Source organism: Nocardiopsis quinghaiensis (assembly GCF_008638365.1).
Classification (GTDB): domain Bacteria; phylum Actinomycetota; class Actinomycetes; order Streptosporangiales; family Streptosporangiaceae; genus Nocardiopsis; species Nocardiopsis quinghaiensis.
On sequence record NZ_VWVU01000032.1, the window covers coordinates 41,404 to 66,093 of the forward strand.

Consider the following 24,690-nt stretch of genomic DNA (forward strand, 5'->3'; position numbering starts at 1 on the left):
TCCGTAGCTTAGGCCAGCCGTGCCCGCTCCCTCGGCCCCTCGGAGCGGAGGACGGTGGTTACTCCTCGCCGCCGAAGGAGTTGTACCCCCTGGCCCGCTCCTGGCCGGACATGGCGTGGATGGCGTCCATGACGTGGTCGGTGATGACCCGTCGGGCCTTGCCCGGGGGGAGGTGGTCGTAGCCGGTGGAGAAGTCCATCGGCGCGCCGAAGCGGATGGTGAAGGAGTGCGGGCGCGGCATGGAGGCGCCGATCGGTTGCACGTCCTGGGTGCCGCTCACGGCCACCGGTACGACGGGGGCCTTGGACTCCATGGCCAGGTGGCCCACGCCGGTGCGGCCCCGGTACAGGCGGCCGTCGCGGGAGCGGGTGCCCTCGGGGTAGATGACGCAGGCCTCACCCGCGCGCAGCTGGTCCAGCATCATCTCCAGGGAGAGCATGGCGCCGCGCGCGTCGGCGCGCCGCACGGGCATGGCTCCCAGGGAGGAGAACACGGTCTTGGTGAGGCGGCCCCTGAGGCCGGTGCCCTCGAAGTAGTCGGACTTGGCCAGGAACCGTACCCGGCGCTGGGTCACCGACAGGGGGATGACGACGCTGTCCACGAACGACAGGTGGTTGCTGGCCAGCAGCACCGCGCCGGTGGCGGGGACGTTCTCACGGCCCTGGATGGTCGGGCGGCACAGGGTACGGGCGAGCACCGATGCTGTTTGCCGCAACGCGCCGTAGAGCACGTGGTCTCCCTCACGAATGGTCGGATGCCGGAGTCCAATGTAAGGGCGACCAGTGGGTAACAACGGTTCGTGGGCGGGGAGAGTGCCCCAGGTCACCGTTCGGGCGGAGCGGTTTCGGGCGGCGGGGCCGGCGCCGTGTGCCTGCTCGGCGGGCAGGCACACGTCGGTCACGTGGGGGCACGCGCGGGTGGGTCAGTCGACGCGCTGCCACTGGGCGTTGGCTCCGCAGATCACCAGGCAGGGGCGTTCGCCGGGGACCCGTCCGGCCAGCCAGGCGGCGAAGGGCACGGCCGCGGCCGGTTCGGTGGCGATCCGGAACTCCTCCCACAGCAGGTCCTGTGCCCGGAGGATCTCGGTGTCGCTGACCAGCGCCGGGGTCACCGGGTGCTCGCGCAGTACCTCGAAGGGGACCCGGCCCAGGGAGGCGGCACCCAGCGCGGAGGAGGCCACCGAGTCCACGGTGCCCTCCACGGGGTGGCCCGCGGCCAGCGCGGCGTGCATGCTCTGGCAGCCCTCGGGCTCGGCGCCCACGACCTGGCGCCCCTGCGCGCCCAGGCGGACGCCGGCGACCAGTCCGCCGCCGCCCACGGCGACGGCGATGGTGTCGCACTCGGGGGCGTCGGCGGCGATCTCCAGTCCGATCGTGCCCTGGCCGGCGACGACGAGGGGGTCGTCGAAGGCGTGCAGGTAGGGCACGTTCTCGGACTCGGAGCGGGCCTTGGCGGCCTCGGCGGCCTCGGCGTAGTGCTCGCCGACCCGGATGATCTCGGCGCCGGTGGCGGCCAGGGGCGCGGCCTTGGCCTGGGGGACGGTCTCGGGGACGTAGACCGTGGCGTGGACGCCGAGCAGGCGGGCGGCGGTGGCCACGCCCAGGCCGTGGTTGCCACCGGAGGCGGTGATCACCCGGTCGGTTTCCGGTCCGCCCATGAGGGCGTTGAGGGCTCCGCGCAGTTTGAAGGCACCGGTGCGCTGCAGGTGTTCCAGTTTGAGCGTCAGCGGCCGTCCGTCGACCTCGGTGTGCAGTACCGGGGTGCGGCGGGCGTGGGGTGCGATGCGTTCGGCGGCGGCACGGACGTCGGTGGCCGTGGGCACGGCATGCGCGGTCTTGGGGCTCATGTGTCCCACTGTGCCGCTACTGGCTATTAACTTAAAGTTGGGTCTGCTAAAGATCATTAACTACAGCTTTGTGTCATGGGTTGTTGGAGAGGGTGTGGTCGCCGTGCTGGACGCCAACCGGCTGCGTGTGCTCGTGGAGATCGCGCACGCGGGGTCGATCGCGGCCGCGGCCGAGCGGCTCTCCTTCACTCCGCCCGCCCTGTCCCAGCAGCTCACCAAGCTGGAGCGTGAGGTGGGCTGCCGTCTGGTGGAGCGCGGCCGTACCGGTGCGGTCCTGACCGGGGCGGGCCGTGTCCTGCTCGAACACGGTGAGCGGGTGCTGGGGGAGCTGCGCGAGGCCGAGACGGCCGTACGGGCCTTCGCCGGCGCGGCTCCCGAGCGGCTGTCGCTGGGCGCCTTCGCCAGCGCGGGCAAGGTCCTGCTGCCCGCCACCCTGGCCGCGTTCGGTCACGAGCACCCCCAGGTGCGCCTGTCGCTGTCCGACATCGAACCTCCAGGCGGGTACGACCTGGTCACCTCCGGTGAGCTGGACCTGTTGCTGACCCACCGCTACCCGAGTGTGCCCCTGCCCCGTGCGGGTGGGCTGCACCGCGAGCGCGTCCTGGTGGATCCGCTGATGGTGGTCGCTCCCACCGGCCATCCGATCACCGACCGCGCCCCCTCACTGGCCGACCTGGCGGGGGAGGAGTGGATCTGCGGTGCACCGGGCATCCACAACCGGATCAGCCTGGACACCGCCGCCGCCGACGCCGGGGTGCGTCTGGGTGTGGCCTATGAGACCCGTGACTACGAGGTGGCTCTGGCGCTCATCGAGGCCGGTGTGGGTGTGGCCCTCATCCCGCTCAGCATCCTGGGGCCGGCCCGCCGGGGCGGTTGGGTGAGCCGTCCGTTGCGCGATGCCCACCTGGCCCGGGAGATCTATGCGGTGCACCGGCGCCGTCCGCCCGATCCGGTGCCGGCGATGGTCACGATCCTGCGCGGTGTCGCGGCCCGGGCCCTGGAGCCGCAGGGCGGGGACGGTTGAGGGACCGGCCGGCGCCCGCTCCGGCCGGCGCCCGCTCCGGCCGGTCACGTCCGCCTGTGCCGTGCCGCGGGGGCTCACAGCGGTGGGGCGCCGGGCGGGCTGGGCGCGCTCCACCGGTACAGCAGGGACAGCAGCCGCACGGTGAAGCACAGCAGGGCCCCCACCACGGCGATCCAGCCCCAGGTCAGGCCCACGGTGTAGGAGATGGCGACCAGGCCCGCGCCCAGCAGGGCCGGGGTGGCGTACAGGTGTGAGTTCGCGCTGAGCACGATCGGTACGCGGTTGAGCAGGACGTCGCGGATGGTGCCGCCACCCACGCCCGTGATGACGCCGAGCAGGGTGGCCTGCAGGGGACCGAAACCCAGCTCCAGGGCCTTGGTCGCACCGATCACGGCGAACAGGCTCAGCCCGGCCGCGTCGAAGACGAGGATCGGTTTGGTCAGGTGGGTGAGTTGGCGGCTGAGGAAGAACGCGGCGGTCGCGCCCATCAGGGCGGTGCAGATGTAGCGCCAGTCCTGGAAGGTGGCGGGGGTCACGCCGAGCAGCAGGTCGCGGATGGTGCCGCCGCCCAGGGCGGTCACGATGCCCAGGGTCAGGACGCCGACGATGTCCACGCGCGCGGTGCGGATGGCGGTCAGCGACCCGTCGATGGCGAAGGCGAGGACGCCGATGAGGTCGAGGATGAGGATCAGGGTCTGGGTGGACATGCGCGTGTGCCGGGGAGGGCGTTTCCTTCCGCGTGGGCCAGCTGGAACCGGTGCCGACCGACCATTCCACCACGTCCCGGGCGCCGTGGACGCTCGTTGGCCCTGTGACGCGCCGCACGGGCCACGTGCCGGGTGGGTTGCGAGGACCCCGTCCGTTCCTGCGCGGTTGCGGTGGCGGCCGGCTCAGGGGTGTGCGACGGCGTGTCGGGCCCCGCCCCGCGGTCCGGGTGGGGACACCATCGGGGGAAGCGGGACGCGGGCGGAGTGAGGGCGTATGGAACACGAACACGTGGACGCGGTCGTCATCGGCATGGGGCCGGGCGGTGAGACCGTCGCGGGCAGGCTGCTCGCCGCGGGCAGGCGGGTGGCGGTGGTCGAGCGCGAGCTCATCGGCGGCGAGTGCGGTTACTGGGCGTGCATCCCCACCAAGGTGCTGCTGCGTCCGCCGGAGGTGGAGCAGGAGGCGCGGGGCGCCGCGGGGCTCTCCCGCCCGGACCTGGAGTGGTCGGGGCTGCGCGAGTACCGGGACCGGATGATCCGCCACCTGGACGACTCCGCGCAGGTGCGGGGGTACCAGGACCAGGGTGCGCTGGTGCTGCGGGGCCCGGGGCGCCTGACGGGCCGCGACCCGTGGCGGGTCGCGGTGGGCGGGGCCGAGCTCACCGCCGACCACGTGGTCGTGGCCACCGGATCGGAGCCCGTGCGCCCGCCGGTCGAGGGGCTGGAGGAGCTGGACTCCTCTGTGGTGTGGACCAACCGGGAGGCCACCACCCTCACCGACGTCCCGGGGCGCGCGCTCGTGGTCGGCGGCAGCGCGGTGGGGGTGGAACTGGGCCAGTTCCTGGCCCGGACGGGTTCGGCCGTGACCGTGGTCCAGCGCGGCCCCCGGCTGGTGGACCGTGAGGAGCCCCGGCTGTGCGAGCTGATCAGCGACCAGTTCGGGCGCGACGGCATCACCGTGCGCCTGAGCACCCAGGTCTCCTCGGTGGCTCGCGGGGGCGAGGGGGTGGAGGCCGTCCTGGACAGCGGTGAGCGCGTGCGCACCGACGTGGTGGTGCTCGCCACCGGGCGCCGCCCCCGCACCGACTGTCTGGGGTTGGCGGAGGCAGGGGTGGAGCTGGACCGCTCCGCCCTGGTGGTGGACGAGCGCTGCCGGGCGGCGCCGGGGCTGTGGGGGGTCGGTGACGCCACCGGTCGGGCGATGTTCACCCACGTGGCCAAGTACCAGGGGCGCGTGGTCGCCGACAACATCCTGGGGAGGGGCCGCGTCGCCGACTACACCGCCGTGCCGCGGGTGATCTTCTCCCACCCCGAGATCGCCGGGGTGGGGATCACCGCGGACCAGGCCCGGGAACAGGGGATCGACACGGTCACCGCCGAGGTCGACCTGCCCCGGTCCCTGGCCCGGCCCTGGACCTATGACACCGACCCGCGCGGCACGCTGGGCCTGGTCGCCGACCGCGGGCGCGGGGTGCTGGTGGGCGCGTGGGCGTTCGCGCCCATGGCCTCGGAGTGGATCCACACCGCGGCGCTGGCGATCCGCACGGGCCTGCCGGTCGCGGCGCTGATCGACTCGATGCCGCAGTTCCCCACGTTCAACGAGGCCTACCTCATCGCCTTGGAGGAACTGGACCTGTGAGGGGGAGGGCGCTCAGCCGCTCGCGGCCAGGGCGGCCTCCTCCTCGGCCTCCACCCCTTGGTTCCACTCGCCCTTGGAGGCCTGCCAGCCGTCCTCGTCGCGTCCCAGACGCCAGTAGCCCGACACGGACAACCGCTCCTTGGGCAGACCGTGGTCCACGCGCAGCAGGCGGCGCAGGTCGCGGACGAAGGCGGCCTCGCCGTGCACGAAGGCGTGGACGCGGCCCTGGGGGAAGTCGAGCGCGCGCACGGCGGGGACCAGGGCCGAGCCGGGGGTGTGGTCCGCGCGGTGCAGCCAGTGCACGTGCACGCCCTCGCCGCCACCGAGGTCCTGTTCCTCCTCGGGGCCCTCGACCTCGACGAACACGTGGGCGGTGGCGTCGGGGGCGAGGTGCTGTACGGCGGCGGCGATGGCGGGCAGGGCGCTCTCGTCCCCGGCCAGCAGGTGCCAGTGGGCGTCGGGGTCGGGGGAGTAGCCGCCGCCGGGGCCCAGGAAGCGCAGCCGGTCGCCCGGCTCGGCGTTCGCCGCCCACACACCGGCCAGTCCCGTCTCGCCGTGGTGGACGAAGTCCAGGGTGAGCCGTCGGGTGTGGGGGTCCCAGGCCCGCACGGTGTAGGTGCGGGTGACCGGCCACTCCTGGCGGGGGCGCTCGGCGCGGACGCGTTCCAGGTCGAAGGGCTCGGGGTCCTCCGGCGCGGGCGGCGGGAAGAGCAGTTTGACGTAGCTGTCGGTGTGGCCGCTGGTGGCGAAGGCCGCGAGGCCCTCCCCGCCGAGTACGACACGGATCATGTGCGGGGTGAGCCGTTCGACCGTCTCCACCCGTCCTGTGTGGACGGTCCTGACGGGTCGTCCTTGCCGCTGAGCCACGGTGCCCCCTTCTGCCGGATTGAGTTAGGCGAGCCTAAGTAAGACATACCGTATGGCATGGGGTACTACCGGGGCAAAGCGCGGGACGTTATCGGGGTAGAACCTGCGCGGGTCGGTCGGTGTGGTCCTGGCCGTGGTCCCGGGAGGTCCGGGTGAACACCGCGTGCAGCCGGTGGTCGTCCTCGGGCGCCCCCGCGCGCAGGGCCGCCAGCCAGGCCGCCCCACCCGCCGTGCACCCGGCCATGGCGATCACGGATCCGGCCGCTCCCATCGCCAGCTTGCGGGTGAGCGCGCACCGCACCGGCTCCGATCCCGCCAGCACCCCGCCCGCCAGGACCACGGGCAGTCTCTCGCCGGGGGTGCGCACCTGGTGCACCTGGTGCACCGAGTGCGCCAGGTGCCCGGCGGCGGTCTCCACGATCACCTCGGCCGCCGGGTCGCCCAGCACATGGGCCCGGCTGACCAGCGGAGCGAGCTCGGCGAGCGTGACCGGGTCGGCGGCGGTCAGGGTCCGGGCGAAGTCGCGGGCGTGCTCCTGGGACAGGTGGCCCTGCCCGTCCTCCGGGCGCTGGCCCGGGATGACCCGCTTGGCCACCGCGCGTGCCAGCGGGCTGAGCGCGCCGCCCCGGGACAGCTGCCTCGCCGTCTCCCGCGCGGCCTGGTGCCCGATCCAAAAGCCCGAGCCCCCGTCGCCGATCAGCCACCCCATCCCGTCCGCGGAGCGGGTCCGCACGCGCTCGTCGATGCGGGTGGCGATGGCTCCGGTCCCGGCGATCAGCACCGTGCCGTGCGCGGTCGGGGTTCCCGAGGCGAAGGCGATCTCGTCGTCGCCGGTGAAGACCCCCAGCCCCGGGGGAAGGCCCGCCTGGGCCAGAGCCCCCTCCATGCGCTCGCGCACCCCCTCCTCGCGCAGTGAGGACACTCCGGCCAGGCCGACCACGGCGGCGGCCACGGCCCCGCGCGCACCCGGCCCCGCCGTGTCCAGGGCGCACCCGACTGCCTCGGCCAGGTGTCGGGCGGCTCCCTCGGCGCCGTGGGCGTTGGGGTTGGCGCCCCCGGCGCGGGCCAGGCCCACCTGCTCCCCGGACAGCGTGGTCACCAGCGCGCGGGTGGTGGTGCCCCCGGCGTCCACTCCCAGGACGAGTCTGGGCCGGTCGCCCGGCCGGTCGGATCGGGTGCGGGACGAGGAGATCGTAGGTGTCACAGCACAGAGGTGCCCCGTGGCGCCGCGTGTTACTCGCGTGGGCGGTCCGGAAGGGACGATCGCTGTGGCGCGGCCCTTCGCCCGGGGCCCGGCTCCCCGCTCCCGGCGGGGAGGTTGACAGGGGAGCGGCCGGTCCACCAGGCTCACAGGTATGGACGCCCTCCCGTTGAACCGCCCGACCGCTCGCCGGTCCGCACGGGTCGACAGGATGCGCCGCGGCACGCCGGGACTCATCCTGCGTCGCGGGCGCCTGGGGTCCCCTCCCCGCGGCTGAGCCGCGGTTCCCCCGCGCCGGCGCCGCTCGCCCTCCGCCGTCGGCCCGCGTGTGCCCCGCCGTCCGGCCGCCCGGCCCCGTCGCGCCCGCGGCTCCGCTGACCGGTGTTCCCACGTACGGCCATGACGAAGATCCGGCACGGTGAGTTCCCGTCCCGCGGTCTCCCGTCCGGAGGCCCCACCCTGTCACCCGTCCCCGCCCATGCCCACCCATGCCCACCGGAAGGTACGCACCATGACAGTGACCGTCGAGAACGCGTCGAGGAGCCTGCGTGACGGCGCGGCCGTCGACAACGCCCTCGTGGAGGGCCCGCGCGCCCTGCGCCGGTTCGCTCCGGAGCAGGTGTCCCGCCCCTACGAGCTGTTCGGGGTCCGCCCGCTCGGTCCCCTCATCGGCGCCGAGATCCAGGGCGTGGACCTGCGTGCGCACGTCAGCGAGGAGCTGCGCGCCGAGCTCCACCGGGCGCTGCTGGAGTTCAAGGTGATCTTCTTCCGCGACCAGCCCATCGACTCCGCGCGTCAGCAGGAGATCGCCCGGATGTGGGGCGAGCTGGAGACCAACCCCTTCATCGACCAGGGGGAGGACGCCCACATCGCCCGCTTCGCCAAGGGCGCGATGCCGCCCAGCTACGAGAACGTCTGGCACACCGACGTCACCTGGCGTGAGGAGCCCGCCCTGGGCGCGATCCTGCGGTTGGTGGAGGTTCCGCCGATGGGCGGCGACACCCTGTGGGCCGACATGGCGGCGGCCTACGACAACCTGCCCGAGGACGTCAAGGAGCGCATCGAGGGGCGCACCGCGGTCCACGACGTCATCCCCGGATTCGCGCGGTTCCTCGACGAGGAGAGGCTCCTGGAGTGGCAGGACCGGTTCCCCCCGGTCGAGCACCCCGTCGTCCGCACGCATCCCGAGACCGGACGCCGGACGCTGTTCGTCAACGTCTCCTTCACGACGCGGATCGTCGGCCTGGACCGTGCGGAGAGTGACGAGATCCTGCGCTTCCTCTTCCAGCAGGCGCACGCGCCCGAGTACCAGGTGCGCTTCTCCTGGGAGCCGAACTCGATCGCGTTCTGGGACAACCGCGCCACGCAGCACTACGCCGTGAACGACTACCACCCGCACCCGCGTGTGGCCGAGCGCGTCGCGATCGTCGGCGACCGCCCGTTCTAGACATCCGGTGACACGTGGCCCAGCCCCGCCGGACACCGGCCTGTGCGTGTGCGGCGGGGCCCGGGACGTGAGCCGGGACGACACCCGGAAAACCACTGGCATTCGTGTCGGGGCGCTTGAGAGAGTCGGTCCATGACAGGTGTGCGACAGTACGGTCCCCCCAGCGACGACGACTCCGTGTGGACCGTGCGCGGCGGTACGGAGCAGGAGTATCCCGAGGCCCTCAGAGTCTTCGCCGAGGCCCTCAACATCCCGGTCCAGGAGGAACTGCGGGGCGAGCGCGAGCATCCCGTCGCCGAGCACGAGCGCACCCTGCTCGCCCTGGACGGCGACCGGACCGTGGGCACCGCCATGGCCCACAGCTTCGAGATGACCATGCCGGGCGGGCCCCGCCCGGTGGCCGGTGTGACGGGTGTGGGCGTATGGCCCACCCACCGCCGCCGGGGCGTGCTCAGCGCCCTCATGCGCCGCCAGCTCGCCGACATCCGCGCCCGTGGCGAGAACCTGGCCGCGCTGTGGGCCTCCGAGGGCGGCATCTACGGCCGGTTCGGCTACGGCGTGTCCTCCCGGGAGATGAGGGCGAGCGTCCAGCGCGTCCACGCCCGCCTGCGCCCCGACGCGCCCCGCGACCCCTCCCTGGCCGTCGAACTGGTCGAGCCCGCACAGGCGCGCGAGGAGATGGAGCGCCTCCACCGGCAGGCCCTCCCCTCGCGCGTGGGGCAGTTCTCCCGTAGCGCCAACTGGTGGAGCCGGATGCTCACGGACAAGCCCGGTCCCGGTGCCGGGCGGACGCGCGTGGCCCTGGTGCGCGGCCCCGACGGGTCCCGGGGCTACGCACTGCACCGCCTCCTCAGCCCCGGGGAGTCGGGTCTTCCCCAGGGGCAGGTCATGGTGCGGGAGCTGGTCACCACCACCCCGGCCGCGCGGGTCGCCCTGTACGAGCACCTGCTGGAGCGCGACCTGATCGCCGAGACGGTCTTCGAGAGCCTGCCCGAGGACGACGCCCTGTCCGCCCTGCTGGCCGATCCCGGGCGCCTGGTCAGGCACGGCTTCGACGAGCTCTGGATCCGCCTGGTGGACGTGCCCGGGGCCCTGTCGGATCGTCCCTACAACCTTCCGGTGGACACCGTGCTGGAGGTCGCCGACCGGTTCGCGCCGTGGAACGCCGGGCGCTGGCGCCTGAGGGCCGACGCCGAGGGCGCCCGCGTGGAGGCCACCGACGCCGCCCCCGACCTCAGCCTGGACGTGTCCCACCTGGGCGCGGCCTACCTGGGCCGCACCTCCCCGACATCCTTCGTGGACGCCGGGGTGGCCACCGAGCACACCCCGGGCGTGGCCGCGCGGCTGGGCACGGCCCTGTACGCGCCGCGCGCACCCTTCTGCGGCACCGGATTCTGACGAGAACGACACTGACACCGACACCACACACCAGCCGTGGCACGGCCGCGGCGCAGTCGACAGGCCTTGAACATGAGAACCCATCCCAGTCCCCGCCCCGAGTGGACCGTGCGGGGAACCGACCGCGACGAGTACATCGAGGTGATGCGCGTCGTCGGCGAGGCGCTGCTGTCCTCGGACTCCCCGCGGGAGCGCGAGCGCTACCTGCGGCCCCTCCTGGACGCCGAGGGCTATGACCGCGTCCTGGTCGCCGTGGACGGCGACGAGATCGTGGGGTCGGTCAACGACTTCGCCTTCGAGATGACCATGCCGGGCGGGCCCCGCCCGGTGGCCGGTGTGACGGGTGTGGGCGTGTGGCCCACCCACCGCCGCCGGGGCGTGCTCAGCGCCCTCATGCGCCGCCAGCTCGCCGACATCCACGCGCGCGGCGAGCGCTACGCCGCCCTGTGGGCCTCCGAGGGCGCCATCTACGGCCGGTTCGGCTACGGGGCGGCGGCCACCGAGATGGAGACGGGTGTCCGCATCCCCCACACCGCGCTGCGCGCCGACGCCCCGAGCGATCCCGGTCTGCGGATCCGCCTGGCCGACCCCGAGCAGGCGCGCCCGGACCTGGAGCGGGTGCACCGCGAGGCCGCCGCCGTCCAGGTCGGCCAGTTCCAGCGGGCCGCGCACTGGTGGGACCGCGTCCTGCGGGACCTGCCCGAGCAGCGCGGCGGCAGGGGGCCGCTGCGCGCCGTGGTGGTCAGCGGCCCCGGCGGACCGCTGGGATACGCCCTCTACCACACCCGTAGCAGGTGGGAGCGCGACGGCTCCCACGGTGAGGTGTACGTCAAGGAGGTCACCGCCACGGCCCCGGCGGCCTGGACCGCCCTGTACGAGCACCTGTTCAACCGGGACCTGGTCAGTGAGGTCGTCTTCGACTCCCTGGCCGTGGACGACCCGCTGCGCCACCTGCTCGCGGACGGCGGCCGGGCGGTGCCCACGCTCTACACCTCCCTGTGGGTGCGGCTGGTGGACGTGCCCGGGGCCCTGTCCGAGCGCTCCTACGCCGCGCCCGTCGAGACGGTCCTGGAGGTCGCCGACCGGTTTGCGCCGTGGAACGCCGGGCGCTGGCGTCTGAGGGCAGGCACCGACGGCGCCCGCGTGGAGGCCACCGACGCCGCCCCCGACCTCAGCCTGGACGTGTCCCACCTGGGCGCCGCCCACCTGGGCCAGAGCACGCTGGACGGCTACCTGCGCGCGGGTCTGCTCACCGAGCACACCCCGGGCGCGGTGGAGCGCCTGGACGCCGCCCTGCACCGCTCCCGGGCACCGTTCTGCGGCCTGGTCTTCTGACCGGAGGCGCCACCGGACCGGCCCCGCGCGACGGCGGGGCCGGTCCGCGTCCTCAGCCCTTCAGTGCCTTGACCAGGCGGTCCACGTCGGACTCGTCGTTGTACAGGTGGAAGGCCGCCCGCAGCCGCCCGTCGCGGGCGGCGGTGGTGATCCCCGCCCGGTCCACGCGCTCCATGGCGTCCTCGGACACGGACAGGGACACGATCGCCGATCCGGTCGGCTCCATGTCCATGGCCTCGCGGAAGCGGTCGCCCAGGGCGGCGCCGTGCTCGCCGACCGTCTCGATCCCCACCTCCTCCAGCAGGGACAGGGACTCCTCCAGGGAGATCCAGGCCGACCACACCGGTGGCAGGTCCAGGCGGCGGGCCTGCTCGGCGAGCCGCAGCGGCCCCCCGTACAGCGACTCCCAACGGTCACCGCCCGCGTACCAGTTCGCGGCCTGGGGTTCGAGCGCGGCCAGGGCCTCGGTGGTGCCGGTCAGCAGGGCCGCCCCACGTGTGCCCAGCAGCCACTTGAAGGTGGAGCACACCGTGTAGTCGATCCGGGCGGCGTCCAGCGGCAGCCATCCGGCGGACTGGGTGGTGTCCACCAGTAGCCGCGCGCCGTGGTCGGCGCAGGCCCCGACCAGGTCCCGCAGCGGGGCGATGGCGCCGTTGGCGGACTGCACGGCGGAGACGGCCACCAGAGTGGTGCCGGGGCCGACCTCCTCGGGCAGGTGTTCCAGGGGGACCTCGCGTACCCGCACTCCGTCCTTGTTGCGGGCCAGGAACGGAAAGACCACGGAAGTGAACTCGTCGCGCGCGAGCAGCACCTCCGAGCCCGGGGCCAGGCCGGCGGCCACCGTGCCGACCAGCTGGGCGACGTGGCTGCCGATGGCCACGCGGTCGGCGGACACACCGCTCATGCGGGCGTAGGCGGTGCGGACCCTCTCGATGGCGGAATCGGTGTCGACGGGGGAGAAACGGCCGGTGGCCACCTCGCGGGTGTGCCGTTCCAGGGCACGCAGCGCCCGGTGGGGTGTCAGGCCGTGTGTGGCGGTGTTGAGGTAGGTGCTCCCGGGGGAGAACTGCTGTCCGGCGGTGCGCAGGCGGGTGCGGCTGGAATCGTCCATGCTCCGATGCTCACAGCCGGGAGGGGGGGCGCTCAAGGTCCATTCCGGCCCGCTGCGGACTGTGTTCTCCGGGGACGCGTCGGGTCCGGGGCCCTCAGCTGCGGAACTTGGCCCTGGCGTTGGTGGAGCCCGCCATGAGTTTGTTGAGCAGGCGTACGAGCTCCTGGCGCTCCTCGGGTTCGAGCTCCTGGGCCCAGGCGCTCTCGCGCCGGTTGTGGGCGCGGAAGCCGCCGAGGATCGCTCCGTATCCGGCCTCGGTGAGGCTGAGCTGGAGGGCTCGCCGGTCGTGGACGGCGCGCTCGCGCACGATGAGTCCGTCGCGTTCGAGGGTGTTGAGCAGCGCGGACAGCGCGGCCCGGCTCATACCGGAGATCTCGGCGGTGGTCTTGGCCTCCATGGGACCGGCCAGCCACAGCGCGAAGATCACCCTGAACCCGGGCCAGGTGAGTCCGCGCGGGCGGTGCACGGATGATTCCAGGTCGTAGATGACCATGCTCGTGGCCCGGTTGAGGGTCAGGACCATGCGCATGGCGTCGGTGTTGACGGAGGGCAGTTCCTGCTCGGCCTTCTGCACCGCGTAGTCCACGAATGACCAGAAGGTGAGATCGCTTGGGGGTGCGGTGTTATGGGTCACGGCGCCCAGCCTAGTGCCTGGGGTACGGGCGCTGTTTACCGCGTTTTTCCTCTCTGATGCCCGTGTGGAGCGGATATGGCCCGGCGTGGGTGTTGTGCGAATAGGTGTTCCTCGGGGGCCGAGGGTTATGGGCATGGCGCGTGTGCGTGGCGGTGTCCGGGCCGACGGGCCCGTGGACCGCCAGGTGGGGGGCTGCGGCCGGGGTGGAGAGTAACCTTGAAGTGTGATCTGCATCACGCCAGAACCGGGGCCACGCCTCTTGGCTCTGTGGTGTGGGGCACGTTATGGTCAGAACCATCAAACCTTTGATCAATTGGGCGGCAGGCGCCGCCCAGAGCGAGTGAAGGGTCCTTCGACCATGGCAGCCAAGCCGTTCGCCTCATCCGCCGACACCGAGGCCAAGCCGCAGACCCTGGAGGTCCTGGCCGACGGGGTCTACGCACTCACCGCCGAGGGCGACCCCAACGTGGGCGCCATCGAGGGCGAGGACTTCCTCGTGGCCTTCGAGGCCCTGGCCACCCCCGCCGCCGCGCGTGACTGGCTCGCCCTGCTGCGCCAGCACACCGACAAGCCCGTCCGCTACCTGGTGCTCTCGCACTACCACGCGGTCCGCGTCCTGGGCGCCAGCGCCTTCGACGCCGAGATCATCCTCACCCACGAGAAGACCCACGAACTCATCCGCGAACGCGGCAAGGAGGACTGGGCCAGCGAGTTCGGCCGCATGCCCCGCCTGGCCAAGGACGCCGACTCCGTGCCCGGCCTGACCTGGCCCACCCAGACCTTCGCCGACCGCACCACCATCGACCTGGGCGGCGACCGCGGCGAGCTGGTCCTGCAGTACTTCGGCCGCGGCCACACCGAGGGCGACGTCGTCGCCTGGCTGCCCAAGCACAAGATCCTCTTCGCCGGAGACCTCGTCGAGGCACAGGCCGCCCTCTACACCGGGGACGCCTTCCACCACGACTGGGCCGGGGCCACCCTGGACGGCGTCAGGGCCCTGGGCGCCGAGATGCTCGTCGGCGGACGCGGCGCCGTCAGCCGCGGCCGTGCCGAGGTCGACGCCGCCATCGAGCAGACCCGCAACTTCCTCAACGTCATGATCGAGAAGGTCGGCGCGGTCCACAGCCGCGGCGGCACCCTCAAGGAGGCCTTCGAGGCCACCCACGCCGCCCTGGTCGGCGACTACGGCCACTGGCCCATCTTCGAGCACTGCCTGCCCTTCGACGTCTCCCGCCTGTGGGACGAGTTCTCCGGCATCGAGCGCCCCGTCATCTGGACCGCCGAGCGCGACCGGCAGGTCTGGGACCAGCTCCAGGGCTGAGGTCCGTCCCACCCCTTCCTCCTTCTTCCGTACGCGCCCCCGCGGGCGCCCACGCCGAACGGAGCCACCACATGCGGCCCCCCGCTCCACGCACCCCCGCCGGTCCCGCCGCCGAGCCCGTCCTGGTACTCGGCGCGGGGCCGGTCGGCCAGACCGCGGCCCTGCTGCTGGCCCGGCGCGGCGTCCCCGTGCTGGTCGTGGACGAGCGCCCCGAACGCGACGCCGTCGGATCCAAGGCCATCTGCCAACAGCGCGACGTGCTCGACGTCTGGGACTGGCTGGGCGCCGGGACCATCGCGAAGGAGGGCCTGACCTGGGACACCGCACGCACCTTCTACCGCGGGCACGAACTGTTCAGCGTGCACCTGGCCGACCCGGCGGCCTCGTCCCTGCCCCCGTTCGTCAACATCTCCCAGTCCCGCACCGAGCAGGTCCTGGACGAGCGCATGGCCCAGGCGGGCGTGCCGGTCCTGTGGAACCACCGGGTCACCGGCATCGCCCAGGACGAACACGGCGTCACCGTGGAGTGCCACACCCCCCAGGGGCCGGTGAGCCTGCGCGGATCCCACGCCCTGTCGTGCCTGGGCGCCCACGGCGGCGTGGTCCGCGAGGCCCTGGGCCTGGCCTTCGACGGCACCACCTTCGACGACCGCTTCCTCATCTGCGACATCCGGGCCGACCTCGCCGGCTGGGAGCGCGAGCGCCGCTTCTACTTCGACCCCGAGTGGAACCCCGGCCGCCAGGTGCTCATCCACCCCTGCCCCGACTCGGTCTACCGCATCGACTGGCAGGTCCCCGCCGACTTCGACCTGGCGGCCGAGGAGGCCAGCGGGCGCCTGGACGCCCGCATCCGCCAGATCATCGGCGAGCGGCCCTACGAGATCGTCTGGCACTCGGTCTACCGGTTCCACACACGCGTGGCCGAGCGCATGCGCTCGGGCCGCGTCCTGCTGCTCGGCGACAACGCCCACCTGGTCGCGCCCTTCGGGGCCCGCGGCCTCAACTCCGGCGTCCAGGACGCCGAGAACGCCGCCTGGAAGCTCGCCTACGTCCTGGCCGGATGGGCGGGCGAGGAGCTGCTGGAGAGCTACCACGCCGAACGCCACGCCGCGGCCCTGGAGAACGCCGACGTCACCAGCGCCACCATGCGCTTCCTGGTCCCCCATGACGAGGAGGCGCACCGCACCCGCGTCACCGTGCTCGAACAGGCGCTGACCGAGGAGGCGGCCCGCGCCCGGGTCGACTCCGGACGCCTGGCCGAACCGTTCTGGTACACCGACTCGGCCCTGACCACCCCCTGCCCCGAGCGCCCCTTCGGAGGGCGGCCCCCGCGCGGACGGACCCCCGACCCCTGCCCCGGCGTGGTCCTGCCCGACGCCCCCGTCAGCCTCCCCGACGACGGTGCGCCCACCCGCATCCGCCCGCTGCTGCGCCAGGGCCTGACCCTGCTGGTGGGCGCCGCTCCCGCAGACCGCGAGCCCGACGCGTTCCTGCGGGACGTGCGCACCGCCGCCCGCGAGGCCACACAGGCCCCCGTCGACGCCCTGTACCTGGAGGGGATCGACACCACCGGCGCGCTCACCAGGGCCCTGGACCCCGCGCCCGGCCAGGTGTGGCTGGTGCGCCCCGACGCCCACGTGGCCGCCGTCGTCGCGGGCGGGGACACCGCCGCCGTGCGCGCCGCAGTGCGCACCGCACTGGGGCGTGCACCCGGCTTCCCCGCGCCCGCCGAGGCGACCGACATGGCCGACCGGCCGGCCGGGCCCGCCGCCGACGACGCCCCCGGCACCGATCCGCGCGGCGACGAGCCCGCCCCGACCGCCTGACCCGGACCCACCCGACACGGAGGGAGAACACCGCCATGGCCTACTACCGCCAGGTCGGCGAGGTGCCCCGCACCCGCCACACCCAGCACCGCACCCCCGAGGGCGGCCTGTACTACGAGGAGCTGATGGGGGAGGAGGGCTTCTCCTCCGACTCCTCGCTGCTCTACCACCGGGCCATCCCCTCGGCCATCGTCGACGCCGCCGAGTGGCGGGTCCCCGACCAGACCCGCACCCGCAACGCGCCGATGGTGCCCCGCCACCTGAGGCTGCACGGCCTCTTCTCCGACCAGGAGTGGAAGGCCGCCGACGTGGTGGAGTCGCGCCGCCTGGTCCTGGGCAACGACGACGTGCGCATCTCCTACGTCGTGGCCGGGGCTCCCTCGGAGCTGTACCGCAACGGCATCGGCGACGAGTGCGTGTACGTGGAGTCGGGCACCGCCCGTGTGGAGACCGTCTTCGGTCTGCTGGAGGTCGGACAGGGCGACTACGTCATCCTGCCGCGCGCCACCACCCACCGCTGGGTGCCCACCGGGGACGGACCGCTGCGCGCCTACGTGGTCGAGGCCAACAGCCACATCGCCCCACCCAAGCGCTACCTGTCCCGGTACGGGCAGTTCCTGGAGCACTCGCCCTACTGCGAGCGGGACCTGCGCGGCCCCTCCGAGCCGCTGCTGGCCGAGGGCGAGAACATCGACGTGCTCATCAAGCACCGCGGCGACGGTCCCGGCGGGATCTCCGGTACCCGCTACACCTACCCCACCCACCCCTTCGACGTCGTGGGCTGGGACGGGTGCCTGTACCCCCACGTCCTCAACATCGACGACTTCCAGCCCATCACCGGGCGCGTCCACCAGCCGCCGCCCGTCCACCAGGTGTTCGAGGGCCACAACTTCGTCATCTGCAACTTCGTGCCGCGCAAGGTGGACTACCACCCCGGAGCCATCCCGGTGCCCTACTACCACTCCAACGTCGACTCCGACGAGGTCATGTTCTACTGCGGCGGCGACTACGAGGCCCGCAAGGGCTCCGGGATCGGCCAGGGCTCCATCTCCCTGCATCCGGGCGGCCACTCCCACGGCCCCCAACCCGGCGCCTACGAGCGCAGCATCGGTGCCGAGGCCTTCGACGAACTCGCCGTCATGGTGGACACCTTCCGCCCACTGGACCTGGGTGAGGGCGGCCTGGCCAGCGACGACGGCGTCTACGCCTGGAGCTGGGCCGGCGGCCGGAGGGAGCGGCGGTGAGCGCGGTGCTGTACCGCGGGCTCTTCGACGACGCGGCGCTCTTCCCGCCCGGCAACGCGCCCATGGGCGAGGCGCTGCCCGCCCACCGCGCCCACCGGGCGGGTCCGCGCGCCGAGTACGTCGGCCCGTTCCTGGTCTCCGACGCCCGTGTGTGCGAACTGCGCGCCGTCCTGGCCCGGGAGGAGGGCGCGTACGACCCGCTCGCGGTCGTGGTCACCGTCCCCGGTGGCGCCGACGGCGTGGCGCCCGCCGTGGAGTCCGTCCTGGCCGATCCGGCGCTGCGCCTGGCCGGGGTGGAGGCCGCCGCGGAACCCGGCGCCGTCGCGGCCGTGGCCGAGCGGCTCCACGCCCACCTGCCCGAGGGGGCCGAGGGGTTCGTGGAGGTCTCCCGCCGGGGTGACGTGCGCGCCGACCTGGAAGCGCTGGGGGGCACCGGCCACAGCGCCAAGTTCCGCACCGGCGGACTCACCCACGAGGCCCACCCCGGCGAGGAGGAGCTGGCCGCGTTCCTGCACACGGTCGTGGAGTTGGAGATGCCCTTCAAGTGCACGGCCGGTCTGCACCACGCCGTACGCCACACCACCAGTGAGGGTTTCGAGCAGCACGGGTTCCTCAACGTGCTGCTGGCCACCGCCGCCCTGCTCGACGGAGCCACCGGGCGGGAGGCCGCCCACGTGTTGGCCGACCGCGACGGGCCCCGCCTGGCCACGCTCGCCGCCAAGCTCACCGACGCCGAGTCCGGGCAGGCGCGCCGCCGCTTCCGCTCCTTCGGCACGTGCAGCGTCACCGAACCCCTGGAGGACCTGGTCGTCCTGGGGGCGCTGCCCGCGTCCCGCACCCGCTGACCCGCCCACTCTCAGAAAGCGAATCCATGCCCCACAGCTGGCTCGACCTCGCACCGGACGCGCAGTTCGGCCTGGCCACCCTTCCCTACGGAGTGTTCAGCACCGAAGCCGACCCCGCCCCGCGCACGGGCGTGGCCGTGGGGGAGTACGTCCTGGACCTGGGCGCTGCGGCCCGCGCCCTGGACGCGCCCTTCGCCGACACCGTCGACCAGCCCAGCCTGGACGGCCTCCTGGCGGCCGGTCGGCCGGTGTGGGACCAGGTGCGCGCGGCCCTGACCTCATGGCTGACCGATTCCGGCCACGAGTCCGCGGTGCGCCCCCACCTGGTGGACCGCTCCACGGCCCGGCTGCACCTGCCCTTCACCGTCGCCGACTACGTGGACTTCTACGCCTCGGAGCACCACGCCACCAACGTGGGCCGCATCTTCCGCCCCGAGCAGGAGCCGCTCACCCCGAACTGGAAGCACCTGCCCATCGGCTACCACGGCCGCTCGGGCACCGTCGTGGTCTCGGGTACCGACATCGTGCGCCCCACCGGCCAGCGCAAGCCGCCCACGGAGCCCACACCGGTCTTCGGGCCCTCCGCGCGCCTGGACATCGAGGCCGAGGTCGGTTTCGTCGTCGGGACGCCCAGCGCGATGGGCGACCGGGTGGAGGTGGACGACTTCGCCGACCACGTCTTCGGGGTGTTCCTGCTCAACGACTGGTCCTCGCGTGACCTGCAGGCCTGGGAGTACGTGCCGCTGGGCCCGTTCCTGGGCAAGTCCTTCGCCACGTCGGTCTCGCCGTGGATCGTGCCCGTCTCCGCCCTGGAATCCGCCCGGACGGAGCAGCCCGCCCAGGACCCCGAGCCGCTGCCCTACCTCCAGGGGTCCCAGCACTGGGGCCTGGACCTGCGCCTGGAGGTACGGCTGAACGGGCACGTGGTCTCCAACCCGCCGTTCTCCCAGATGTACTGGACCGCCGCCCAACAGTTGGCGCACATGACGGTGAACGGGGCGTCCCTGCGCACCGGCGACGTCTACGCCTCGGGGACCGTCAGCGGCCCCGAGCCGGACCAGCGCGGGTGCCTGCTGGAGCTGACCTGGAGCGGCAGGGAGCCGCTGCGCCTGCCCGACGGTACCGAGCGCGCCTTCCTGGAGGACGGCGACGAGGTGACCATCACCGCCACCGCCCCCGGTCCGGACGGGACCAGGGTCGACTTCGGTGAGGTGACCGGCAGGATCCTCCCGGCACGGTAGCCCGGCGGACAGCCCGGCCTGTGAGCTCGGCGGGCAGGCCCGGGCGGTAGGCGACACGGGCGGCGGTGCGCGGACACCGCCGCCCGTGAGCTGTCCGACGGACGTTGCTCGTCCGTTGGCAGCCGGGCCGCAGGGCCGCAGGTCCGCCCGGACGGGCACCCGTCACGGCTTGCGCGCCACCCCGCCGTACTGGTCCAGGCCGCGGCGGGTACCGACCTCAAGGGGACAGGGGCGCCACAGCGGGCAGGGGACCATTCCCTACCGCGCGAACGCGATCCCGCCCTCGGCGATCGCCCGCGCCGTCGCTTTCGCGGTCGAGCAGCCCGACGACGTCGACGTCAACGAGATCGTGGTGCGGCCGGCGGCCTAGCGCTGACGGTTCGGCCAGGCCCCCGACGCCCTCCGAGACCGGCCGCACGTCCACGGACTCGCCCTCGGGCCCGGGACGCCGGTCAACCGCTCCCGCATCCTCGACCTGAAGAGGGTGAGGGACGCGGGAGGCCGGATCCACCAGCCAGGTAGGCGCCTGCCCCTAAACCCATGGCATCAGCCACGGGTGGTTGACCGGTGGCTCAGCACGTTGACCACGCGGCCGTTGGGATCGCGGACGAAGAACCGCCGCACCCCCCACTCCTCGTCCTGCAACGGGTGCACGATCTCTGCGCCCTGCTCCCGCATCACCGCGTGGACGGCGTCCACGTCGTCCACCTCGACGCTCATGTCGGGCACGACCGGCGCGGACTTGTCGTGGCTCATGAATGTGACCTGTGCCGTGGGGTTGGAGGGGGAGGCGAGCGTCATGACCCAACCCAGGTTCATGACGGTCTCGAACCCCATGAGGCCGTAGAAGTCCCGGCTCTCCTCCATAGCCTCTGAGCGGATGTCGGGCATGACGCGGCGGACGGACATGGGCGAACCCTTCTGGCAGGTGGTGACCAATGTGCTCCTGCGGTCTGTCCTGGAGCGGTTGGAGTGTAACCGGGGCCACTCACATTCCCGCGATGGGTGCGAGGACGCAGAACGCCGTTCAGGGGAGGTACCCGGGCGGACCAGGTCGGCGGCGGACTCGGTGGCCCGGTCGAAGCTTGCGCACCCCACGATCGTGTACTCGGCCAGGACCTCTTCGGCGGCTGGTCCGGCACGGCGAGCATCCCGCCACCTGCCTGGTCCCGGGCCGAAGTCAGCCGGGCTCGTCGGTGCGGCGATACCGCTCGTACACCACACGCGATGCGAACGTCCGGTTCTCCACGAGTTCAAGCGCAATGGCATCGGCGACCGGCGGCAGCAACGGCGTGCCTCCGCCGACGATGATCGGGTAGCGGAAGAGTCGGAACTCATCGACGAGCCCGAGTTCGATCGCCTGGCCGGCCAGGGTGGCGCCGCCGATCTCCACTTCCCTGTCGGTCGAAGTGAGCATCGCGGCGACCTCCTCGGCCACCGATCCCTCGGCGAGCCGGGCGTTCCCCTCGACGCGATCGAGCGTGTGGCTGAATACGACCTTCGGCAGCGCCGACCATGCGTCGGCGAACGCGGAGCCGAGCCCGCTGTCCCGCATCGATGGTTCGGTCTCCCACGGAAGCATCGTTTCGTACAGCCGACGGCCGCACAGACAGCCACCGAGTTCTCCCACCCGAGCGAGATGGAAGCGGAACAGCTCTTCACTGGGCACCGTCCAGTCGAACGAACCGGTGCGGTCGGCGATGAAGCCGTCCACCGAGACACCCATCGATACGAGCAGCATGGTCAAGCCCCTTCCCGCGATGCTGGCTTCCTCGAGCATCTCGTGGCGAACCGCGGCAGGAGGATCGCTGTCGGCGGAATCCGGTCAGTCGCCTCACGGCTCCCGTTCCCCGCGCGGATCGCCTCCGAGCAACGCCGATCAGTCGGGCTAGACCGCTGTCCTCGCGGAGACCTTACGGCCGGAGGGAACTCAAGGGGGAGTCTCCCACGCGTGTCCCACGGACACCGGAAACCACGCGCAACGAGGGGGTGGCCCGGGCCCGGGTCGAGGAGCGGTGATGCGCTACCAGCCGATCGGCGTGGACGGGGTAGGCCGTTCAGTGAGGCGTCGGTCCGAAGCCGGTGGCGGCCGTCCGCAGGTCGACGTCCCCGGGTTGGTCGTCAACTGCGAAGAGCCTCGAAACCGGGAACACGGACCGGACACGGCACGCCCCGAGGAGGCAGCCGAGACTCAGCGGCGGTTCCAGGGCTGGGGGAGCGGGTTACCCTCGCACATCCAGGCGTGGAGCCTGTCGAAGGCCCGGTCGGCGGCGCGCAGGGCCTGGACCGCCTGTGCGGGGTCCTCGGGTGCGTGGCGCAGCACGGAGGAGAGTTCGTCGAAGAGGGAGTCGGCCTGTTCCTGGATCGGGTTCATGAGGTTTCTCCTTCGCGCGGAGGCGGTGCGGACCTGCGGTTCCTTCGGGGAAGGGGGAGTTTGTGCTGCGGAGGACTGAGGGAGTCGGGTGGCGTGCGCGGCCTCAGCAGACGTGCGAGGTCAGCGGAGCCAGTCGGGATTTTCGCTTTCCTTTGCATGAGTCCACGGTGCCTCCCACCTGCTGTCTTGCTCCAGCGGTTGATAAATTTCCGAGTATTTGGGACAGGGGGCAGCATGGATATGCACAATGGTTGTCATGAAACCCCCCGTGTTTCGAGACGCTCTCAGCCAAGAACTGCAAGTCCAGGGCATGACACAGGCGAAGCTGTCCAGGGTATCCGGGGTGTCCCAGTCATCCCTTTCACGCTATTTGTCAGGCAAATCGGGCCCCTCGAGGGATGCGGTGAACGCCTTGGACTCAGCTCTGTCCGCAGACGGAGGGCTGATCGCCTCATGGCGCGAGGAGATCACCGAGGACCTGCCTCCGTTCCTCCGCGACGCGGGCAACCTGGAGCGGCAGGCCCGGCGGATCGACCTGATCTCCCCCGTGGCGGTGCCCGGGTTGCTCTGGTGTGTGCCGTATGCGGAAATGATCTATCGGGCTGGCCGAAAGGTGAAGGAGGAGGACATCGAGCGGCTCTCCCGGATGCGATCCGAGCGCTTGCAGGCCCTGAGTGCCGAGATCGTCGCCGTGTTCCCGAGGACCGCGCTGACCTGTGCTCCCGAAGCGGTGCGGGTTGAACAGGCCAAACACCTGCTCGCGCTGCCCGAGCGGGTCACGGTGCACCTGCTGCCAGAGGGGTCCGTCCTGTGGGGTGCTCCAGGTCCGTTTGGCGTCTACCGACTGGTGGACGGGCGCGAGGTCGTGCTCTCCGACCGGTTGGAGGGGAACGAAGCCCACGGGGAGTCGGTGCTTCCCAGGGCAAGGGAACTCGTTCGTGACGCGCTGTCGCTAGCATTGCCCCCGATGATCAGTACCGAGAACCTGCGGGGGTTGGCATGCGCCTGAACGAGTGGAACAAATCAACCTACAGCGGCGCGTCAGCCAACTGCGTCGAGACGTGCCTTCGCGCCCCTGCCCACCCGATGGTGGACCTCCGCGACACCCAGAATCGCGAGGCCGGGCACCTGACCTTCGCCCGCCGCGAGTGGGTGGTCTTGCTCAGCGGAGCGCGCTCCCAGCAGCACTGACCCCGAAGCTTCCCCCTCCGGCCCTTCGCTTCGGCGAAGGGCCGTTATTCATGCCCTACGGGCTTCATAGGCCTGCGGAGTCCTGCCCTGTTTGCACGGGCGGTGACCCACGGTGTCGTCCGTATCGGTTCCTGAAACCTCCTTGCCCGGGTACGTTCATCCGTTCCCAGGAACGAAGGCGCTGTCTTCGGCGTCGGTCATGCCCTCGATCCACCGGCGCACCTTCTTGTGGCTGCCCGCTGTGGTCACAGTAAGGGGGCGGTCCTGGTGTTTTTCGTTCCCTGTCCCTATCCACAGATGGACGTCTGTTTCCTCAGGCAGGAACTCGTTGAGGAAGGCGAAGGAGAACAGGCGCCAGTGCTCGCCCTCTCCTACGGCCCTCAGCCACAACGGGGAAGCCCTGCGGAGCTTCTCGGTGTCTTCGCCCTCACCGCTGTCGGCGTGTACCTCGATGTCCTTCTTGAACACCAGGGGCAGCCCCAGGCCACCGATATCGAAGTCCTCCCGGTCGTTATCGTGGACGACATCCAGCCATTCACGAGTCTTGATCTTCGGGTGGTATTTCACTTCGGGGGTCTGCTCGCTCGCGCGGAAGTGACGCAACTCCTCACCCCCGAACCTCAACACGTCCGGCCAGTCGTCGAAGACCCCTCCGCCGGTGACACCGGCAAGAGTGTTGGCCTTCGACAGCACAGGAAAGGAAGGGGTTGTGGTGGAACTGTCGAACGGGCCCGCTTCGACCTTGTCCGCCACCTTTTTCAGCGAGGCCATCGTGGGACCAGCCGCGTCACCGGCGAACCAGAGGTTCTTCGTCCTCTCGTAGAAGTCCAGTCCCGGTGTGAGCAGGGAATCCGGGTCCCAGCCTGCGAGACCGGGCCCGTCGACACCCACGATCCGCACCCCGCCGAACCCGCGCCTGGTCCTGGCGCCGATTCCGCCGAAGACCAGGCTCATCCACAGCGCTCCGAGGGCCACGGTCTGAGCGTCGTGGTCCTTTCCGACGAGCTTGATCCGGAGGTCGAACTCCTCTCCGGGTGGAACGAAGGCACGGGTGATCTTCACGGCCCCCTTCAAACGCCTCGCCTCATCCTTGGGCTCCCAGGAGGTCAAGCCGGGGCCCAGGAGGTAACCGATCCACTTGTTGTAGGGGTTCCGGGCATCACGGGGCATGAAGTCGGGGAACGCCTCGGTGGAGTACGCCGGTTGTTCGGGGATGCGCAGCCGGATCGGGGAAGCGGCGTCCGTGGACCCGAGGACGTGGTTCTCGATCCTGCGCAACGCGTTCGGGTTGTTCTTCGCGAAGACCCCAGCCATGGCACGCAGCCAGAAGTGCATCCCGCCGCGGATCGAGGACACCCGGACCTGGGCCGAGGTCGGGTCGCCCTCCCCGCAGAACAGCGGGGTCTCCACACGCAGGCGCAGTGTCGTCCAGGGCATCG

23 protein-coding genes and 1 pseudogene are annotated in these 24,690 nt (G+C 72.0%); 12 read left to right on the forward strand and 12 right to left on the reverse strand.

Annotated elements, in window-relative coordinates; all coding sequences use genetic code 11:
• Positions 1–58 precede the first annotated feature (58 nt).
• Both FYX01_RS23560 and FYX01_RS23565 read right to left on the reverse strand, forming a co-directional pair.
• Complete coding sequence (locus FYX01_RS23560; RefSeq protein ID WP_150245189.1) at positions 59–730, reverse strand: lysophospholipid acyltransferase family protein; 672 nt, start codon at positions 728–730, stop codon at positions 59–61.
• Positions 731–922: 192 nt separating this feature from the next.
• The gene (locus FYX01_RS23565; RefSeq protein WP_150245192.1) at positions 923–1,846 is read right to left on the reverse strand and encodes a threonine/serine dehydratase; all 924 of its coding nucleotides are present in this window, start codon (positions 1,844–1,846) and stop codon (positions 923–925) included.
• 103 nt (positions 1,847–1,949) lie between these two features.
• Between FYX01_RS23565 and FYX01_RS23570 the strand changes: the two genes are divergently transcribed.
• Entirely contained in the window at positions 1,950–2,870 is a 921-nt protein-coding gene (locus FYX01_RS23570; protein WP_150245291.1) for a LysR family transcriptional regulator, read from the forward strand.
• A gap of 74 nt (positions 2,871–2,944) precedes the next feature.
• Here FYX01_RS23570 and FYX01_RS23575 read toward each other — a convergent pair whose 3' ends face one another.
• Positions 2,945–3,577, reverse strand: coding sequence for a trimeric intracellular cation channel family protein (locus FYX01_RS23575; protein WP_150245194.1), 633 nt, complete (start codon positions 3,575–3,577; stop codon positions 2,945–2,947).
• A gap of 274 nt (positions 3,578–3,851) precedes the next feature.
• Between FYX01_RS23575 and FYX01_RS23580 the strand changes: the two genes are divergently transcribed.
• Complete coding sequence (locus tag FYX01_RS23580) at positions 3,852–5,216, forward strand: dihydrolipoyl dehydrogenase family protein (protein ID WP_150245196.1); 1,365 nt, start codon at positions 3,852–3,854, stop codon at positions 5,214–5,216.
• Positions 5,217–5,228: 12 nt separating this feature from the next.
• On the opposite strand, the gene FYX01_RS23585 is transcribed toward FYX01_RS23580, so the two are convergent.
• Together FYX01_RS23585 and FYX01_RS23590 are read right to left on the reverse strand one after the other, a co-directional pair.
• The gene (locus FYX01_RS23585; protein ID WP_150245198.1) at positions 5,229–6,083 is read right to left on the reverse strand and encodes a siderophore-interacting protein; all 855 of its coding nucleotides are present in this window, start codon (positions 6,081–6,083) and stop codon (positions 5,229–5,231) included.
• 88 nt (positions 6,084–6,171) lie between these two features.
• Complete coding sequence (locus tag FYX01_RS23590; RefSeq protein WP_150245294.1) at positions 6,172–7,215, reverse strand: N-acetylglucosamine kinase; 1,044 nt, start codon at positions 7,213–7,215, stop codon at positions 6,172–6,174.
• 580 nt (positions 7,216–7,795) lie between these two features.
• On the opposite strand from FYX01_RS23590, the gene FYX01_RS23595 reads away from it, so the two are divergent.
• The 3 genes from FYX01_RS23595 to FYX01_RS23605 all read left to right on the forward strand — a co-directional run bounded on the left by FYX01_RS23595 (position 7,796) and on the right by FYX01_RS23605 (position 11,464).
• Complete coding sequence (locus FYX01_RS23595; protein WP_150245201.1) at positions 7,796–8,731, forward strand: TauD/TfdA dioxygenase family protein; 936 nt, start codon at positions 7,796–7,798, stop codon at positions 8,729–8,731.
• 132 nt (positions 8,732–8,863) lie between these two features.
• A complete protein-coding gene (locus FYX01_RS23600; protein ID WP_150245204.1) occupies positions 8,864–10,129 on the forward strand; it encodes a GNAT family N-acetyltransferase in 1,266 nt (421 codons plus the stop codon).
• A gap of 72 nt (positions 10,130–10,201) precedes the next feature.
• Positions 10,202–11,464, forward strand: coding sequence for a GNAT family N-acetyltransferase (locus FYX01_RS23605; RefSeq protein ID WP_150245207.1), 1,263 nt, complete (start codon positions 10,202–10,204; stop codon positions 11,462–11,464).
• 52 nt (positions 11,465–11,516) lie between these two features.
• Here FYX01_RS23605 and FYX01_RS23610 read toward each other — a convergent pair whose 3' ends face one another.
• Complete coding sequence (locus tag FYX01_RS23610) at positions 11,517–12,575, reverse strand: aminotransferase class V-fold PLP-dependent enzyme (RefSeq protein WP_150245212.1); 1,059 nt, start codon at positions 12,573–12,575, stop codon at positions 11,517–11,519.
• 94 nt (positions 12,576–12,669) lie between these two features.
• Entirely contained in the window at positions 12,670–13,209 is a 540-nt protein-coding gene (locus FYX01_RS23615; RefSeq protein WP_150245215.1) for a MarR family winged helix-turn-helix transcriptional regulator, read from the reverse strand.
• A 358-nt stretch (positions 13,210–13,567) separates the two neighbouring features.
• Here FYX01_RS23615 and FYX01_RS23620 point away from each other — a divergent pair, with 358 nt between their 5' ends.
• The 5 genes from FYX01_RS23620 (at position 13,568) to fahA (ending at position 19,686) form a co-directional block, all read left to right on the forward strand.
• Positions 13,568–14,530 (forward strand): MBL fold metallo-hydrolase, encoded by a 963-nt coding sequence (locus tag FYX01_RS23620; RefSeq protein ID WP_150245218.1) that lies wholly within the window; start codon positions 13,568–13,570, stop codon positions 14,528–14,530.
• A gap of 71 nt (positions 14,531–14,601) precedes the next feature.
• Positions 14,602–16,356, forward strand: a complete 1,755-nt coding sequence (locus tag FYX01_RS23625) for an FAD-dependent monooxygenase (RefSeq protein WP_150245221.1) — start codon at positions 14,602–14,604, stop codon at positions 16,354–16,356.
• A 35-nt stretch (positions 16,357–16,391) separates the two neighbouring features.
• Positions 16,392–17,600 carry a homogentisate 1,2-dioxygenase gene (locus tag FYX01_RS23630; RefSeq protein WP_150245224.1) on the forward strand — a complete coding sequence of 403 codons (1,209 nt, stop codon included), beginning with the start codon at positions 16,392–16,394 and terminating at the stop codon, positions 17,598–17,600.
• Positions 17,597–18,445 carry a hypothetical protein gene (locus tag FYX01_RS23635; RefSeq protein ID WP_150245227.1) on the forward strand — a complete coding sequence of 283 codons (849 nt, stop codon included), beginning with the start codon at positions 17,597–17,599 and terminating at the stop codon, positions 18,443–18,445. Before FYX01_RS23630 ends, FYX01_RS23635 begins: the two co-directional genes overlap by 4 nt.
• Positions 18,446–18,471: 26 nt before the next feature.
• Positions 18,472–19,686 (forward strand): fumarylacetoacetase, encoded by a 1,215-nt coding sequence (gene fahA, locus FYX01_RS23640; RefSeq protein WP_150245229.1) that lies wholly within the window; start codon positions 18,472–18,474, stop codon positions 19,684–19,686.
• A gap of 162 nt (positions 19,687–19,848) precedes the next feature.
• Here the strand turns inward: fahA and FYX01_RS27325 are convergent.
• The 4 genes and pseudogenes from FYX01_RS27325 to FYX01_RS23665 all read right to left on the reverse strand — a co-directional run.
• A pseudogene (locus FYX01_RS27325) lies at positions 19,849–19,944 on the reverse strand (SAM-dependent methyltransferase); the annotation flags it as partial.
• A gap of 288 nt (positions 19,945–20,232) precedes the next feature.
• Positions 20,233–20,595 (reverse strand): VOC family protein, encoded by a 363-nt coding sequence (locus FYX01_RS23655; protein ID WP_150245232.1) that lies wholly within the window; start codon positions 20,593–20,595, stop codon positions 20,233–20,235.
• A 271-nt stretch (positions 20,596–20,866) separates the two neighbouring features.
• Positions 20,867–21,427 carry a dihydrofolate reductase family protein gene (locus tag FYX01_RS23660; RefSeq protein WP_150245297.1) on the reverse strand — a complete coding sequence of 187 codons (561 nt, stop codon included), beginning with the start codon at positions 21,425–21,427 and terminating at the stop codon, positions 20,867–20,869.
• Positions 21,428–21,877: 450 nt separating this feature from the next.
• On the reverse strand, positions 21,878–22,060 hold the full coding sequence (locus tag FYX01_RS23665) for a hypothetical protein (RefSeq protein ID WP_150245235.1): 183 nt from the start codon (positions 22,058–22,060) through the stop codon (positions 21,878–21,880).
• Between the two features lie 310 nt (positions 22,061–22,370).
• Here FYX01_RS23665 and FYX01_RS23670 point away from each other — a divergent pair, with 310 nt between their 5' ends.
• Positions 22,371–23,069 (forward strand): Scr1 family TA system antitoxin-like transcriptional regulator, encoded by a 699-nt coding sequence (locus tag FYX01_RS23670; protein WP_223830617.1) that lies wholly within the window; start codon positions 22,371–22,373, stop codon positions 23,067–23,069.
• Entirely contained in the window at positions 23,060–23,251 is a 192-nt protein-coding gene (locus FYX01_RS23675) for a DUF397 domain-containing protein (protein WP_150245242.1), read from the forward strand. The genes FYX01_RS23670 and FYX01_RS23675 overlap by 10 nt, the downstream gene beginning before the upstream one ends.
• A gap of 156 nt (positions 23,252–23,407) precedes the next feature.
• Here FYX01_RS23675 and cmr1 read toward each other — a convergent pair whose 3' ends face one another.
• On the reverse strand, positions 23,408–24,661 hold the full coding sequence (gene cmr1 / locus FYX01_RS23680) for a type III-B CRISPR module RAMP protein Cmr1 (RefSeq protein WP_263363787.1): 1,254 nt from the start codon (positions 24,659–24,661) through the stop codon (positions 23,408–23,410).
• Positions 24,662–24,690 lie beyond the last annotated feature (29 nt).

Coding starts and splice junctions, on each gene's coding strand:
- FYX01_RS23565 (WP_150245192.1), bottom strand. CDS start 1,846: ATGAGCCCCAAGACCGCGCATGCCGTGCCCACGGCCACCGACGTCCGT.
- FYX01_RS23575 (WP_150245194.1), bottom strand. CDS start 3,577: ATGTCCACCCAGACCCTGATCCTCATCCTCGACCTCATCGGCGTCCTC.
- FYX01_RS23580 (WP_150245196.1), top strand. CDS start 3,852: ATGGAACACGAACACGTGGACGCGGTCGTCATCGGCATGGGGCCGGGC.
- FYX01_RS23595 (WP_150245201.1), top strand. CDS start 7,796: ATGACAGTGACCGTCGAGAACGCGTCGAGGAGCCTGCGTGACGGCGCG.
- FYX01_RS23600 (WP_150245204.1), top strand. CDS start 8,864: ATGACAGGTGTGCGACAGTACGGTCCCCCCAGCGACGACGACTCCGTG.
- FYX01_RS23605 (WP_150245207.1), top strand. CDS start 10,202: ATGAGAACCCATCCCAGTCCCCGCCCCGAGTGGACCGTGCGGGGAACC.
- FYX01_RS23610 (WP_150245212.1), bottom strand. CDS start 12,575: ATGGACGATTCCAGCCGCACCCGCCTGCGCACCGCCGGACAGCAGTTC.
- FYX01_RS23620 (WP_150245218.1), top strand. CDS start 13,568: ATGGCAGCCAAGCCGTTCGCCTCATCCGCCGACACCGAGGCCAAGCCG.
- FYX01_RS23625 (WP_150245221.1), top strand. CDS start 14,602: ATGCGGCCCCCCGCTCCACGCACCCCCGCCGGTCCCGCCGCCGAGCCC.
- FYX01_RS23630 (WP_150245224.1), top strand. CDS start 16,392: ATGGCCTACTACCGCCAGGTCGGCGAGGTGCCCCGCACCCGCCACACC.
- fahA (WP_150245229.1), top strand. CDS start 18,472: ATGCCCCACAGCTGGCTCGACCTCGCACCGGACGCGCAGTTCGGCCTG.
- FYX01_RS23655 (WP_150245232.1), bottom strand. CDS start 20,595: ATGTCCGTCCGCCGCGTCATGCCCGACATCCGCTCAGAGGCTATGGAG.
- FYX01_RS23660 (WP_150245297.1), bottom strand. CDS start 21,427: ATGCTGCTCGTATCGATGGGTGTCTCGGTGGACGGCTTCATCGCCGAC.
- FYX01_RS23665 (WP_150245235.1), bottom strand. CDS start 22,060: ATGAACCCGATCCAGGAACAGGCCGACTCCCTCTTCGACGAACTCTCC.
- FYX01_RS23670 (WP_223830617.1), top strand. CDS start 22,371: ATGACACAGGCGAAGCTGTCCAGGGTATCCGGGGTGTCCCAGTCATCC.
- FYX01_RS23675 (WP_150245242.1), top strand. CDS start 23,060: ATGCGCCTGAACGAGTGGAACAAATCAACCTACAGCGGCGCGTCAGCC.